The sequence below is a fragment of the Streptomyces sp. NPDC045956 genome, assembly GCF_056430705.1.
On record NZ_JBWKKZ010000004.1, the window covers coordinates 317,981 to 331,231 of the forward strand.

Annotated in this window: 12 protein-coding genes; 8 read left to right on the forward strand and 4 right to left on the reverse strand. The window is 71.5% G+C overall.

What is annotated here, in order from left to right; all coding sequences use genetic code 11:
• Positions 1-13 precede the first annotated feature (13 nt).
• From AC07FV_RS13645 to AC07FV_RS13655, 3 genes are all read left to right on the forward strand, one after another.
• Positions 14-493 (forward strand): NUDIX hydrolase, encoded by a 480-nt coding sequence (locus AC07FV_RS13645; RefSeq protein ID WP_356606793.1) that lies wholly within the window; start codon positions 14-16, stop codon positions 491-493.
• A 54-nt stretch (positions 494-547) separates the two neighbouring features.
• A complete protein-coding gene (locus tag AC07FV_RS13650) occupies positions 548-1,348 on the forward strand; it encodes a 3-hydroxybutyrate dehydrogenase (RefSeq protein WP_479087073.1) in 801 nt (266 codons plus the stop codon).
• Positions 1,349-1,457: 109 nt separating this feature from the next.
• Positions 1,458-3,446 (forward strand): helix-turn-helix domain-containing protein, encoded by a 1,989-nt coding sequence (locus AC07FV_RS13655; protein WP_479087075.1) that lies wholly within the window; start codon positions 1,458-1,460, stop codon positions 3,444-3,446.
• A 42-nt stretch (positions 3,447-3,488) separates the two neighbouring features.
• Here the strand turns inward: AC07FV_RS13655 and AC07FV_RS13660 are convergent, their stop codons facing one another.
• Positions 3,489-4,898 (reverse strand): MFS transporter, encoded by a 1,410-nt coding sequence (locus tag AC07FV_RS13660; protein ID WP_479087077.1) that lies wholly within the window; start codon positions 4,896-4,898, stop codon positions 3,489-3,491.
• 413 nt (positions 4,899-5,311) lie between these two features.
• Here AC07FV_RS13660 and AC07FV_RS13665 point away from each other — a divergent pair, with 413 nt between their 5' ends.
• Positions 5,312-5,968: a hydrolase gene (locus AC07FV_RS13665; protein ID WP_479087078.1), complete on the forward strand. Its 657-nt coding sequence runs from the start codon at positions 5,312-5,314 to the stop codon at positions 5,966-5,968.
• Between the two features lie 181 nt (positions 5,969-6,149).
• Here the strand turns inward: AC07FV_RS13665 and AC07FV_RS13670 are convergent, their stop codons facing one another.
• Both AC07FV_RS13670 and AC07FV_RS13675 read right to left on the reverse strand, forming a co-directional pair.
• Entirely contained in the window at positions 6,150-7,490 is a 1,341-nt protein-coding gene (locus tag AC07FV_RS13670; protein ID WP_479087080.1) for a glutaminase, read from the reverse strand.
• Positions 7,491-7,617: 127 nt separating this feature from the next.
• Positions 7,618-8,085, reverse strand: a complete 468-nt coding sequence (locus tag AC07FV_RS13675; protein WP_479087082.1) for a MarR family winged helix-turn-helix transcriptional regulator — start codon at positions 8,083-8,085, stop codon at positions 7,618-7,620.
• Between the two features lie 179 nt (positions 8,086-8,264).
• On the opposite strand from AC07FV_RS13675, the gene AC07FV_RS13680 reads away from it, so the two are divergent.
• The 3 genes from AC07FV_RS13680 (at position 8,265) to AC07FV_RS13690 (ending at position 10,046) form a co-directional block, all read left to right on the forward strand.
• Positions 8,265-8,573 (forward strand): GNAT family N-acetyltransferase, encoded by a 309-nt coding sequence (locus AC07FV_RS13680; RefSeq protein ID WP_479087084.1) that lies wholly within the window; start codon positions 8,265-8,267, stop codon positions 8,571-8,573.
• A gap of 98 nt (positions 8,574-8,671) precedes the next feature.
• The gene (locus AC07FV_RS13685) at positions 8,672-9,661 is read left to right on the forward strand and encodes a pirin family protein (RefSeq protein ID WP_479087086.1); all 990 of its coding nucleotides are present in this window, start codon (positions 8,672-8,674) and stop codon (positions 9,659-9,661) included.
• Positions 9,662-9,707: 46 nt separating this feature from the next.
• Positions 9,708-10,046, forward strand: a complete 339-nt coding sequence (locus AC07FV_RS13690; protein ID WP_479087087.1) for a GNAT family N-acetyltransferase — start codon at positions 9,708-9,710, stop codon at positions 10,044-10,046.
• Between the two features lie 42 nt (positions 10,047-10,088).
• Here AC07FV_RS13690 and AC07FV_RS13695 read toward each other — a convergent pair whose 3' ends face one another.
• A complete protein-coding gene (locus AC07FV_RS13695; protein ID WP_479087089.1) occupies positions 10,089-11,342 on the reverse strand; it encodes a sensor histidine kinase in 1,254 nt (417 codons plus the stop codon).
• A gap of 163 nt (positions 11,343-11,505) precedes the next feature.
• On the opposite strand from AC07FV_RS13695, the gene AC07FV_RS13700 reads away from it, so the two are divergent.
• Entirely contained in the window at positions 11,506-13,245 is a 1,740-nt protein-coding gene (locus AC07FV_RS13700) for a pyruvate dehydrogenase (protein WP_479087090.1), read from the forward strand.
• Positions 13,246-13,251: the final 6 nt, after the last annotated feature.

Below are 13,251 nucleotides of genomic sequence, written 5' to 3' on the forward strand. Positions count from 1 at the left end.
TTAGGGTCGGGGTATGGCTACTCCCGACTTCCTCCTCGACCTGCGCGCCACCGCCGGGCATCAGCTGCTGTGGCTCCCCGGAGTCACCGCCGTGGTCTTCGACGACGAGGGCCGGGTCCTGCTCGGCCGACGATCCGACAACGGACGGTGGTCGCTGATCGGTGGCATCCCCGACCCGGGGGAGCAGCCCGCCGCCTGCGCCGTGCGCGAGGTGGAGGAGGAGACCGCCGTCCGCTGCGCCGTGGAGCGCCTGGTGCTCGTCCAGGCACTGAACCCGGTCACGTACGAGAACGGCGACGTCTGCCAGTTCATGGACATCACCTTCCGCTGCCGGGCCGTGGGCGGGGAGGCCCGGGTCAACGACGACGAGTCGCTGGAGGTCGGCTGGTTCGCGGTGGACGCGCTGCCCGACCTCGGGCCGTTCGGGCAGCTCCGCATCAAGCAGGCGCTGTCCGACGCACCCACATGGTTCGAGACCACTGACTGCCTCTGAAATATGGGGCGTGCCCACATGGGGTGTGAGGGGGGCCCTCCCTAGGGTCGGAGCATGACCTCGCCCAGTGTCCTCCCGGCCCCCCACGCCCCCTCGCTCGACCTCGGCGGCCGTACCGCCCTCGTCACCGGCGCCGCCGGCGGCATCGGCCGTGCCTGCGCGCTGCGACTGGCCGCGGCCGGGGCCGAGGTCAGAGCGATCGACCGGGACGCAGGTGGCCTGGACGCGCTCGCCGGGAGCTGCGCGGACCTCCCGGGCAGCGTGGAGACCCAGGTCCTGGACCTGACCGACCTGGACGCCGCCGAACGCGCCGCCGCCGGCACCGACGTCCTCGTCAACAACGCAGGACTCCAGCTGGTGCGGCCCATCGAGGAGTTCCCGCCCGACGTCTTCCACACGGTGCTCACCGTGATGCTGGAGGCTCCCTTCCGCCTCATCCGCGGCGCCCTGCCCCACATGTACGGGCAGGGCTGGGGACGCATCGTCAACATCTCCTCCGTCCACGGGCTGCGGGCCTCGGCCTACAAGGCGGCCTACGTGTCCGCCAAGCACGGGCTGGAGGGCCTGTCCAAGACAGCGGCCCTCGAAGGCGCCGCCCACGGCGTCACCTCCAACTGCGTGAACCCCGCCTACGTGCGCACACCGCTCGTGGAGAAGCAGATCACCGACCAGGCCCGGGCGCACGACATCCCCGAGGAGCAGGTGCTGACCGACGTGATGCTGCGGGACAGCGCGCTGCGCCGGCTCATCGAACCGGAGGAGGTCGCCGAGGCCGTGGCCTACCTGTGCGGCCCGCAGGCCTCCTTCGTCACCGGCACCTCACTCGTCCTGGACGGCGGCTGGACCGCGCACTGAACCGCGTGCCGGCCCGCACCCCCGGCGGCCCTGTGGACAACCCGGACCGTCCGCGCCGGGTTGTCCACAGGGCTGCCGGGACGACCGTGCGATGGGGAATCCTGTGAGCATGTCCCGCGATCACCTGCAGTCCGCCGAGCGCTCCGTCCACGATGCCGGAGCGCCGGCCGGCGACGCCGCGGACCGGAGGCCCGCCGCCGTCGAGACACCCTTCCTCGAACTGCTGGCCCGGGGCGCCTCCGCCGACGCCTACGAGCAGCCGGAGCTGCTGGCCCGCGCCGAGGGGGGACCGGCGGAGCGACTCGCCGCGCTCGAACAGGCCAAGCGCCTCGCGCTCCGCGTGCGCTCGGAGCTGGAGGGCCGCCGACGCCGCGAGGCCGAGCTGTCGGCGCTCTTCGAGACCGCCCACGACCTGGCCGGACTGCGCGACCTGGACGCCGTACTGCGCGCGATCGTGCAGCGGGCCCGCTCGCTGCTCGGCACCGACGTCGCCTACCTCAGTCTCAACGACCCGGCCCGCGGCGACACCTACATGCGGGTCACCGAGGGCTCGGTGGCGGCGCGCTTCCAGCAGCTGCGGCTCGGCATGGGCGAGGGGCTCGGCGGCCTCGTCGCCCAGACCGCCCGCCCCTACGTCACCGACGACTACTTCAAGGACGCCCGCTTCCAGCACACCCGCACCATCGACGCGGGGGTCAGCGACGAGGGCCTCGTCGCGATCCTCGGCGTCCCCCTCATGCTCGGCCACCATGTGATCGGGGTGCTCTTCGCCGCGGACCGGCGGGCCCGCGTCTTCGAGCGCGAGCAGATCGCCCTGCTGGGCTCCTTCGCCGCCCTCGCGGCGGCCGCCATCGACACCGCGAACCTGCTCGCCGAGACCCGCTCGGCCCTCGCGGACCTGGAGCGGGCCAACGAGATCATCCAGGACCGCAGCGGTGTCATCGAGCGCGCCTCCGACGTCCACGACCGGCTCGCCGAACTCGTCCTGCGCGGCGGCGGCGTCCACGACGTGGCCGCCGCCGTCTCCCAGGTGCTGGACGGCACCGTCCAGTTCACCGAGGCAGCCGCGGCACCGGCGCACGCCCTGGAGGCCTCCCGCGCCGAGGGACACGCGGTGCCCCACCAGGCGGACTGGATCGCCGCCGTCGCCGCCGGCGACGAACTGCTCGGTGCACTCGTCCTGCGCGGCCACCCGGGACTCGACCCTGTCGACCAGCGCACCCTGGAACGCGCCGCGATGGTCACCTCCCTCCTGCTGCTGGCCCGTCGCTCCGCCGCCGAGGCCGAGCAGCGCGTCCGCGGCGAGCTGCTGGACGACCTGCTCGACGCCCGCGACCGCGACCCCCGCCTCCTGGGCGACCGTGCCCGCCGGCTGCGCGCCGACCTGGACGCCACGCACGTCGTGCTCGCCGCCCGCCTCGACGCCACCGCGGCCGACGCCGACCAGGAGGCGGACGCGCGCAGACGCCTGTGGGCCGCCGCCTCCCACCTCGCCGCGACCCGTCACGGGCTGGCCGCCGCCCGGGACGGCGGCACCGTGCTGCTGCTCCCCCTCACCTCCGGGGACGGCGCCACGGACCTGGCCCGCCGTACCGCCCGGCACCTCGGGACGGCCGTCCACGAGGCGGTCACGGTCGGAGCCTCGGCCCCCGTGGAGGATCTCACCGCCCGCCCCGACGCGGTGGCCACCGCGTACACCGAGGCGAGACGCTGCCTCGACGCGCTGCGCCTGCTGGGCCGCTCCGGCGACGGCGCCGCGGCCGAGGACTTCGGCTTCCTGGGCCTGCTGCTCGCCGGCGACCAGGACGTCACGGGTTTCGTCGAGCGCACCGTCGGCCAGGTCGTCGCCTACGACACGCGCCGCGGCACCGAACTCCTGCGCACCCTGGACGCCTACTTCGCCTGCGGCATGAGCCCCGCCCGCACCAAGGACGAACTGCACGTCCACGTGAACACGGTCGCCCAACGGCTGGAGCGCGTCGGCCGCCTGCTGGGCGAGGACTGGCAGAGCCCCGACCGCGCGCTGGAGATCCAACTGGCCCTCAGACTCCACCGGTTGGCGACGCCGACGGCATCGGCGACGCCGACACGGCACTGACCCCCGCACGCACGGGCGTGCGGGGGCCGGTCCCGGAGCGGGTCAGAGACTGCGCGCGCCCGGTGCGCGGGAGGCCGCCGCCTCCGCCTCCTGGCTGAGCCCGGCCTCGCCCGCGTCCCCGTCCGCGGGGGACGGCTCGACCTCGGCGAGGTCGCGGTGGCGGGTCTCCTTGGCCACACCCACGGCGATCAGCGTCAGCACCACCGAGGCGATGACGTAGAGGGAGATCGGGGTGGAGCTGTCGTACGCGCTGAGCAGCGCGGTGGCGATCAGCGGTGCGGGGGCACCGGCGGCGACCGAGGCGAACTGCGCCCCGATGGAGGCACCCGAGTAGCGCATCCGGGTCGCGAACATCTCCGAGAAGAAGGCCGCCTGGGGCGCGTACATCGCGCCGTGCAGCACCAGGCCCACGGTGACCGCGAGGAGCAGACTGCCGAAGCCGCCGCTGTCGATCAGCATGAAGAACGGGAACATCCACAGCCCGACCCCGGCCGCGCCCAGCAGGTACACGGGGCGCCGGCCGATCCGGTCCGACAACGCGCCCCAGCAGGGGATGACGACGAAGTGCACGGCCGACGCGATGAGCACCGCGTTGAGCGCGGTCTGCTTGGACACGTCGGCGGCGGTCGTGGCGTAGACGAGGATGAAGGCCGTGATGACGTAGTAGCTGATGTTCTCCGCCATCCGCGCGCCCATGGCGATCAGGACGTCGCGCCAGTGGTGCCGCATGACGGCGACCAGGGGGAGCGGCTCGGCCTCGGCCTTGCGCGTCTCGGCCTGGGCCAACGCCTGTTTGAAGACGGGTGATTCGTCGACGGAGAGCCGGATCCACAGGCCGACCATCACGAGGACGCCCGAGAGCAGGAACGGTATCCGCCAGCCCCAGCTGTTGAACGCGGCGTCGGACAGCAGAGCCGTCAGCAGCGACAGCACACCCGTCGCCAGCAGTTGCCCCGCCGGCGCACCGGTCTGCGGCCAGGAGGCCCAGAAACCGCGCCGCCGCGCGTCCCCGTGCTCCGACACCAGCAGGACGGCCCCGCCCCACTCGCCGCCGAGCGCGAAACCCTGGACCAGCCGCAGCACGGTCAGCAGCACGGGAGCGGTCGTGCCGATGGTGGCGTGCGTGGGCAGCAGCCCGATCGCGAAGGTCGCCCCGCCCATCAGCAGCAGGCTGAGCACCAGCAGCTTCTTGCGCCCGAGCCGGTCGCCGTAGTGCCCGAACACCAGGGCGCCCAGGGGACGCGCCGCGAAGCCCACGGCATAGGTGAGGAACGACAGCAGCGTGCCGACCAGGGGGTCGGAGTCCGGGAAGAACAGCTTGTTGAAGACGAGGGCGGCGGCGGAACCGTAGAGGAAGAAGTCGTACCACTCGATGGTGGTGCCGATGAGGGAGGCGGCGACGATGCGCTTGAGGTTGCCGGGTGTCGGGGGAGCGGATGCTGCTGAGGCCATGTGCGCCACTTCCTCGTGTGCGGTGGGGACGGGTACGTTTCGGGACACCGTAGAAACGCGCAGGTCGAGCGCACATGTGGCGGGGCACCATAGTTGAGGGACCGGGTATACGTGCGGCCACCATGCTGGCTCCCGTCTTCACCTCTCCCGTGCTGATGCGGTGCTGACTACGCCGCGTCGAATGCGGCGCCGATCGGGTCCAGCAGGCGCTCGGTGGTCAGGCGCATCGGTACGCCGGGTGCCCGGCGGGCATGGTTGACCCATCAACCAGTTGCCTCTAGCGTAGGTGACGCGTCAACCACTTGGTGTGCGGGGCGCCGGCCCGGTCGTCCCGTATCCGCCTCACTCGGGGCCACGGGACGTCGGTGCACTGCCGGAGACCCGCGGACGCGAAGTGCCTGAAGGGGAATCTCGTGAGTACTGGGGTCAAGGCCGGACTCGGCGCGCTGCTGACGCCCGAGGAGAGTGTGCTCGTCCTCGTCGACCACCAGCCGTTCCAGGTCGCCAACCTGCACAGCCACGAACCGACGATGGTCATCAACAACGCCGTGGGGCTCGCCGAGGCAGCCAAGGTGTTCGACGTTCCGACCGTTCTGACCACCGTCCTGGAGGAGCGCGGCGGCTTCATCCTCCCGGGGCTGCAAGCGGTGTTCCCGGAGCAGAAGCCGATCAACAGGACCTTCATCAACACCTGGCAGGACGCGCGTGTCGTGGACGCCGTGAAGGCGACGGGACGCAAGAAGCTGATCATCGCCGGTCTGTGGACGGAGATCTGTGTGGCCATGCCGGCGATACAGGCGGTGGGGGAGGGCTTCGAGGTCTTCGTGGTCACCGACGCGTCGGGCGGTGTCTCCAGGGAGGCCCACGACATGGCGGTGCAGCGCATGATCCAGGCCGGCGTGGTGCCGATCACCTGGATGGCCGTGCTGGGCGAGTGGCAGCGGGACTGGGCCCGCGAGCGGACCGTGGCGGGTGTCGCCGAGGTCCAGGCGCGGCACGGCGGCGCCAGCGGGGTGGCCTTCGCCTGGGAGACGCAGCTCCTGGCCACGCCCCCCGGTGACCAGGTCTGACAGCCGCTGATCGGCGGACACGGCGTCGATCCCGGCGTCGGCGGACACGGCGTCGATCCCGGCGTCGGCGGACACGGCGTCGATCCCGGCGTCGGCGGCCACGGTGTCGACACCGGAGGTCGACTCCGTGGCCCAGGACGACCTGCTGCCCGGCGCCCTGTCCGCGTGCGCGAACCTGCCGTCAGCTCAGGCGAGTCGGGGGATTCGCCGTGCCGCCGGACTGCTCCCGCGCCGGGTCGTCCCGCGTCGGCTTGACGAGCTGGTCCATGGTGTCGACGACCGTGACTCGGCCCCCGTCTCCGGGGTCGGGGTCGGGCACGACCGATTCCGGGTCGACGAGGTGGACCTCGTGGCCGCTGAGCGTCAGCCGGCGCGCGACCTCCAGCAGCACGCGCCGTGCCACGTCGTCGATCGAATGGACCATGGTCAGGTCCAGAGCCACCCTCGTGTCCGAAGGCGGGACGGTCATGGCCTCCTGGACCACTCTCTCGGCTCCGGCGAAGCCGATGCCGCCCTGGAGTTGCAGGACCCGCAGCGCGTCCGGTCCGCTGCCCACGACATGGTGGGACCGCACGACGGCACGCGCGGCGGCGGGGGTCTCCATCACATGCAGACCCATGTCCGAGGAGAAGCGCTCGAACAGGGACACCCCGCGCACGCTGTTCCCGTGACGATCCAGTCGCGGTGAGAACGTCGCGATGCCGATCTGTCCGGGGAGCGCTCCGATCAGGCCGCCCGCCACCCCGCTCTTCGCCGGGATGCCGACCTGGGTCGCCCAGTCACCGGCGGCGTCGTACATGCCGCAGCTGAACATGACGCTCAGCACCTGGCGCACCACCGGTTCCGGCACCACCTGCTCGCCCGACAGAGGGTTCGTCCCGCGGTTGGCCAGGGTCGCGGCCATGATGGCCAGATCGCGCGTGGTGACGAGCACGGAACACTGGCGGGTGTAGCCCTCCACGACGGCCCCGGGGTCCTTGGTGAGGACCTCGTGGCTGCGGAGCATGTGGGCGATGGCGAGGTTGCGGTGCGCGTGCTCCATCTCCGAGGCACACACCGCGTCGTCCATCGTGAGCCGGCGGCCGGCGAACGCCGAGAGGCCCCGGCGCACGCGTTCCACACGCTGCTCCGGGGTGAGGTCCTCCGCGCCGGCCAGCGAGTGCACGGTGATCGCGCCGGCGTTGATCATGGGGTTGCGGGGGCGCCCGGTCCCGGTTTCGAGGGAGATCTCGTTGAACGCCTCGCCGGAGGGCTCGACGCCGACCTTGGCGAGGACGGGGGCGAACCCGTGATCGGCCAGGGCCAACGCGTAGACGAACGGCTTGGAGATCGACTGGATGGTGAACTCGATATCGATGTCACCGGCGCCGTAGACCTCTCCGTCGAGCATGGCGAAGGCCGCACCGAGGCGGTCGGGGTCCGCCGCCGCCAACTCGGGGATGTACCCCGCCGGCTCTCCCGAGGTGTCCGACTCCACATCTCGCAGCACCTCTGCCAGATAGTCGGGGATGATCGGCCGCACTGGTCCTCCATGTCCGTTTCCCGCCGGGCCCCAGGGCACGACGGTCCGTCCGGCTGTCTTCTGCTGCGCCTGCTCGCGCCCTCGCGTGCCTGGTGGCCGCGTCGGCCGCCCTGTCGTGGGGCTCCGGTCAGTCCGGCTGCTTCTCCATGTGGTCCAGGACGCGCTGGGAGAGCCGGCCGAGCGTGTTGAGCTGGTTCGGGGTGAGGGCGTCGACGAAGAGGCGACGGACGTGCTCGACGTGCTGCGGTGCGGCCTCCTCGATGGCTTCGTGACCGGCCGGGGTGGCGACGATGAAGGCTCCCCGTCCGTCGTCGGGGCATTCCTCCCTGGCCACGAGCCCGCGTTTCGCCATCCGTGTGATCTGGTGGGACATCCGGCTCTTCTCCCACTCCACGAGTTTGGCCAGATCGAGGAAGCGCATCCGCCCGTTGCCCCTCTCGGTGAGGCTGACGAGCACCACGTAGTCCGCCGCCGACAATCCGGAGTCGATCTGGACGCGTCGGGACAGCCGGCCGATGAGTTTCTCCTGCATGCGGATGAAGCTGTCCCAGGCGGCCTTCTGTTCCGGGTCGAGCCAGCGCGGCTGTGCGTCCATGGCGGAAGTCTAACGAGATCGTTGACACCTCATCCAGCGGCGCCGGGGACGCACCCTTCGCGGGCACCGCTCTCGCCATGGATAGGTTGATGTGTCAACCTGATGAGGTTAGGGTGGCGCCCTGGCCCCGAGATCCCGCCGTGTCGTGCGGGATCGGGCCCGACGAGGAGGACGCACGCATGACGATCGAAGTGAGCGACGTACCCGGGGCGAAGCGCTACGAAGCCCGTGTCGACGGGGAATCCAAGGTGGCGGGCGTCGCGGAGTACATCCGTACGGCGGAACTCGTGGCGTTCGTGCACACCGAGGTCGAGGCGGAGTACGAGGGGGCGGGGGTCGGGTCCGCGCTGGTCCGCACGGCCCTGGACGAGGCGCGCGCCGCGCGTCTGCGGGTGCTGGCCACCTGCCCCTTCTTCGCGGGCTGGATCAACCGGCATCCCGAGTACCAGGATCTGCTGTACCAGTCCCGCAGCAAGGTCAGCGACTGAGGAGCCGGGCAGTCGGCGGAGAGCGTTCGGCTCCGCCCCTGCGGCCCCGCGGCGTCGAACGCCGACATGACAACCACAGAACGGAAGAGGTGCTCTCGATGGTCGGTCCGGAAGGCGATACCGAGGCTCCGAGCGGCGGCCCGCTCGTCGGAGGCGACCGGCCGGCCGGTGCCCCCCGGGTCGATGTCCTGTCGGCGCGTGAGGTCCCGCTCGGCGGACCACGTGCGATGCGGGTGCGGCGCACGCTGCCCCAGCGGGCGCGCACGCTCATCGGCGCCTGGTGCTTCGTCGATCACTACGGTCCGCTCGACGTCGCCGTGTCGGGCGGCATGGTCATGGCTCCGCATCCGCACACCGGTCTGCAGACGGTGAGTTGGCTGTTCGGCGGAGAGATCGAGCATCGCGACACCCTCGGCACCCACGCCCTGATCCGGCCCGGCGAGGTGAACCTCATGACCGGCGGGCACGGCATCGCCCACTCGGAGGTCTCCACCCCGCACACCACCGTGCTGCACGGCGTCCAGTTGTGGGTGGCGCTGCCCGAAGAACACCGCGACGCCGCCCGGGACTTCCAGCACCACGTGCCCGAAGCCGTACAGGCCGACGGAGCTGAGATCAGGGTCTTCCTGGGGTCGTTGCTGGGCCGCACCTCCCCGGTCCGGACCTTCACGCCGCTACTCGGCGCCGAGATCGTCCTCGCACCCCGTGCGACCCTCACCCTCGGTGTGGACGGGGCCTTCGAGCACGGTCTCCTCGTGGACAGCGGGGACGTCCGCCTGTTCGACACCATGGTGCGGCCCGCCGACCTCGGCTTCGTCCCGCGGGGAGCGGAGACCCTGACGATGGTGAACGAGACCGACGCGCCGGCGCGGACCATCCTCCTCGGAGGGCCGCCCTTCGGAGAGGCGATCGTCATGTGGTGGAACTTCATCGGCCGCAGCCACGAGGACGTGGTGAAGGCCCGCGAGGACTGGGAGGCATCCTCCGACCGCTTCGGCCTGATCGAGGACTTCCCCGGCGGCCGCCTTCCCGCTCCGGCCCTGCCGAACGCCGTGATCACACCGCGCCGGAACCCGCCGACCCGTTGAGGTCCCCGTCGATGTCCCCGTTCACGTCCCCCAGGAGAGGCACAGCATGAGCGAGTCCACCACCCCCGCGGTCGTCGAACGGGCGGACGCCGAACGCCAGTACGAGATCCTGGTCGACGGCCGACGTGCCGGTCTGACCGCCTACCGTGACGCGGGCGTGCAACGTGTCTTCTTCCACACGGAGATCGACGAGGCGTTCGCCGGCCGGGGACTGGCCCCGCACCTGGTCCGGCAGGCACTCCTCGACGTGCGCGCATCCGGGATGCGGATCGTTCCGGTCTGCCCCTACGTCGCCAAGTTCCTCAAGCGGCACGACGAGTTCGCCGACATCACCGACCCGGTCACCCCTGAGGTCCTACGGTGGCTGAAACCGCAACTCGGCTGAGTGGTTCCGCCCCGGAACGCCGAGGCGAGTCGACGGCCGTCGTCATGAGGCGGCCTCCGGAGCGGTCCCGGCCGCGGCAACCGGCAGCGGCACCGCGGCCGTCAGCAGGAACATGCCCTTGCCGGCGGGCCCCGCCTCCAGGGTCCCGTCCACCGCGGAGAGCCGTTCACGCAGTCCCGCGAGCCCGGAGCCGCCCGAGCCCGACGAGGGGCCCTCCCCGGTCCGCTCCGTCACCCCGTCGTTCTCCACCGTCAGCACGACCCACCCCTCCTCGGCCCGCACCGTCACCGCGACGTTCTGCGCGTCGCCGTGCCGCAGCACGTTCGTGGTCGCCTCCCGCACCACCCAGCCGAGCGCCGACTGCACCTCGGCGGTCAGGCCGGCCGTCTCACCGATGACCACCGCTTCGATGCCCGCCGCCGAGAGCACCCCCCGGGCACCGGCCAGTTCCACCTCCAGGGCGGCCTTCCGAAAGCCGAGCACGACGTCCCGGACCTCCCGCTGCGACTCCCGAGCGAGGCGCTGCACCTCGCTCATCTGCTCCGCCGCCTCCACCCGGCCGCGCCGGGACAGCCGGACCGCCAGCTCGCTCTTCAGCGCGATCACCGCCAGGTTCCGGCCCATCACGTCGTGCAGGTCCCGGCCGAACCGCAGCCGCTCCTCGGCGACGGCGAGCCCGACCCGGGCCTCGTCGGCGTCGTCGAGCGCGTGCACCGCCTCGAGCAGCCAGACGGAGAAGAGCCCGGTGGCGGCGAGGAACGCCCCGGTCACCAGCAGAAGGCCCGCCGTGGTCAGTGCGGCGGGCCACGGCAGGCCCACCGCGCAGGCCACAGCCCCCGCGCCCACTGCGGAACCGCTCACCAGTCCGACGACATGCCGCCGGTCGTGATGCACCGCGAGCGCCATCACGCCCACGCCGAAGCCGTGCAGCCCCAGGCACACGCCGAGGGCCGTGCTCTCGACGTTCTCGCCCGCCGGACCGTGCTTCCCGATGACGAGAGAGGCGACCGCGAGGACGGCGGTGAGGCCCCCGAGCCCCCACAACTCCCGTACCGGCCGGGCCCGGCGCCCGAGCGCCCAGTCCAGCGTCCGTGCGACGGTCGCCGTGCACGCCACGGCATGCGTGACGACCATGAGCGCCCACACGGTCGCCAGCGGCGGTCCCACCTTCAGGTACGTCGTCAGACCGATGCCGGCGGTCTCGCACACCCCGCAGAAGTGGAACGACCACCGCGTGTACGTCTCCACCTTCTCCGGCGTGCTCTTGAGCCGCCACCACCTGCTGAGCCCGGGCATGCGTCCGCCGTTCCCCATCGTCCCGCACGTCAATGTCATGGCTCCCGGCGGATCACCGCGGCTGACCACGGCGCTCCCGCTCATGAAGTAGATGCGTCAACTATATTGAGGTGGTCAAGAGTGGTGTGGGGCAGACGTGCAACCCGACGGGAGAGAACCGGACATGCGCAATCCGACAGTGGCTCAGCAGATGGTCGACATTCTGCGGCAGGCCGGCGTGGAGCGGATCTACGGCGTGGTGGGGGACAGCCTGAACTCGGTGGTCGACGCGGTGCGCCGCACCGACGGCATCGAGTGGGTGCACGTACGCAACGAGGAGGCCGCCGCCTTCGCCGCGGCGGCGGAGGCGCAGCTGACGGGCAAACTGGCGGTGTGCGCCGGAAGCTGTGGTCCCGGGAACACGCACCTGATCCAGGGGCTCTACGACGCGCACCGCTCCGGTGCGCCCGTGCTGGCGCTCGCCTCGCACATCCCGTCCCATCAGATCGGGACGGGCTTCTTCCAGGAAACGCACCCGGAACGGCTGTTCACCGAGTGCAGCGACTACTGCGAGATGATCGGCACCCCCGGGCAGATGCCCCGGATCCTGCGGATCGCCATGCAGCGGGCCCTCGGCAACAACGCGGTGTCCGTCCTGGTCATACCCGGCGACGTTGCGCACGACGAGGCGACCCACCCGACGGGGAGCAGCGACCTGGTCACCGAGCGGGGGCGTGTCGTCCCGCCGGACACGCAGGTCGGGGCGTTGGCCGAGAAGCTGAACGCGGCCCGGAAGGTCATGCTGTTCTGCGGTGCGGGAGTGAGGGACGCGCACGCCGAGGTCATGGCGCTCGCGGAGAGGACCGCCGCCCCCGTCGGGCACACCCTGCGGGGCAAGGAGTGGATCCAGTTCGACAACCCGTACGACGTGGGCATGAGCGGTCTGCTGGGCTACGGCGCGTGCTACGACGCGATGCACGAGGCCGACCTGGTCGTCCTGCTGGGCACCGACTTCCCGTACAACGACTTCCTGCCGCAGGCGAGGACCGTGCAGATCGACCACGACGCGGGCCGCCTCGGCCGTCGCACCGTGCTGGAACTCGGCGTCCACGGCGATGTCCGGGAGACGCTGCGGTCCGTACTGCCGTTGGTCGAGGTGGAGCGGGACCGCGCCTTCCTGGACCGGATGCTGCACAAGCATGCCAAGTCCCTGGAGAAGGTGGTCTCCGCCTACACCCGCGACGTCGAGCGGCACACCCCCATCCACCCCGAGTACGCGGCCTCCGTCCTGGACGAACTCGCCTCGGACGACGCGGTGTTCACCGTGGACACCGGCATGTCCAACGTCTGGGCGGCGCGCTACCTCACCCCCAACGGACGGCGCCGGGTCATCGGTTCGTTCCTGCACGGCACGATGGCCAACGCCCTGCCGCACGCCATCGGCGCGCAGTTCGCCCATCCCGGACGCCAGGTGATCTCGATGTCCGGTGACGGCGGACTGGGCATGCTCATGGGCGAGCTGCTCACGGTGAAGCTGCACGACCTGCCGGTGAAGACCATCGTCTTCAACAACTCCTCCCTGGGCATGGTCAAGTTGGAGATGCTGGTCGAGGGGATGCCCGAGCACGAGACCGACCACGAGCCGGTGGACTACGCGGCGATCGCCCGCGGCGCGGGCATCGAGGCGATCCGCGTCGAGCGCCCCGAGCATGTCGCCGAAGGGCTCGAGCGAGCGCTCGCGCACGACGGGCCCTTCCTGGTCGACCTGGTGACCGATCCCAACGCGCTGTCGATCCCGCCGCACATCTCGGCCGCCCAGGTCAAGGGCTTCGCCTTCGCCGCCGGCCGGACCGTGCTCGACGGCGGTGTCGGCCGGATGCTCGACCTGGCCCGCGCCAACCTGCGGAACGTCCCACGTCCCTGAGGCAGC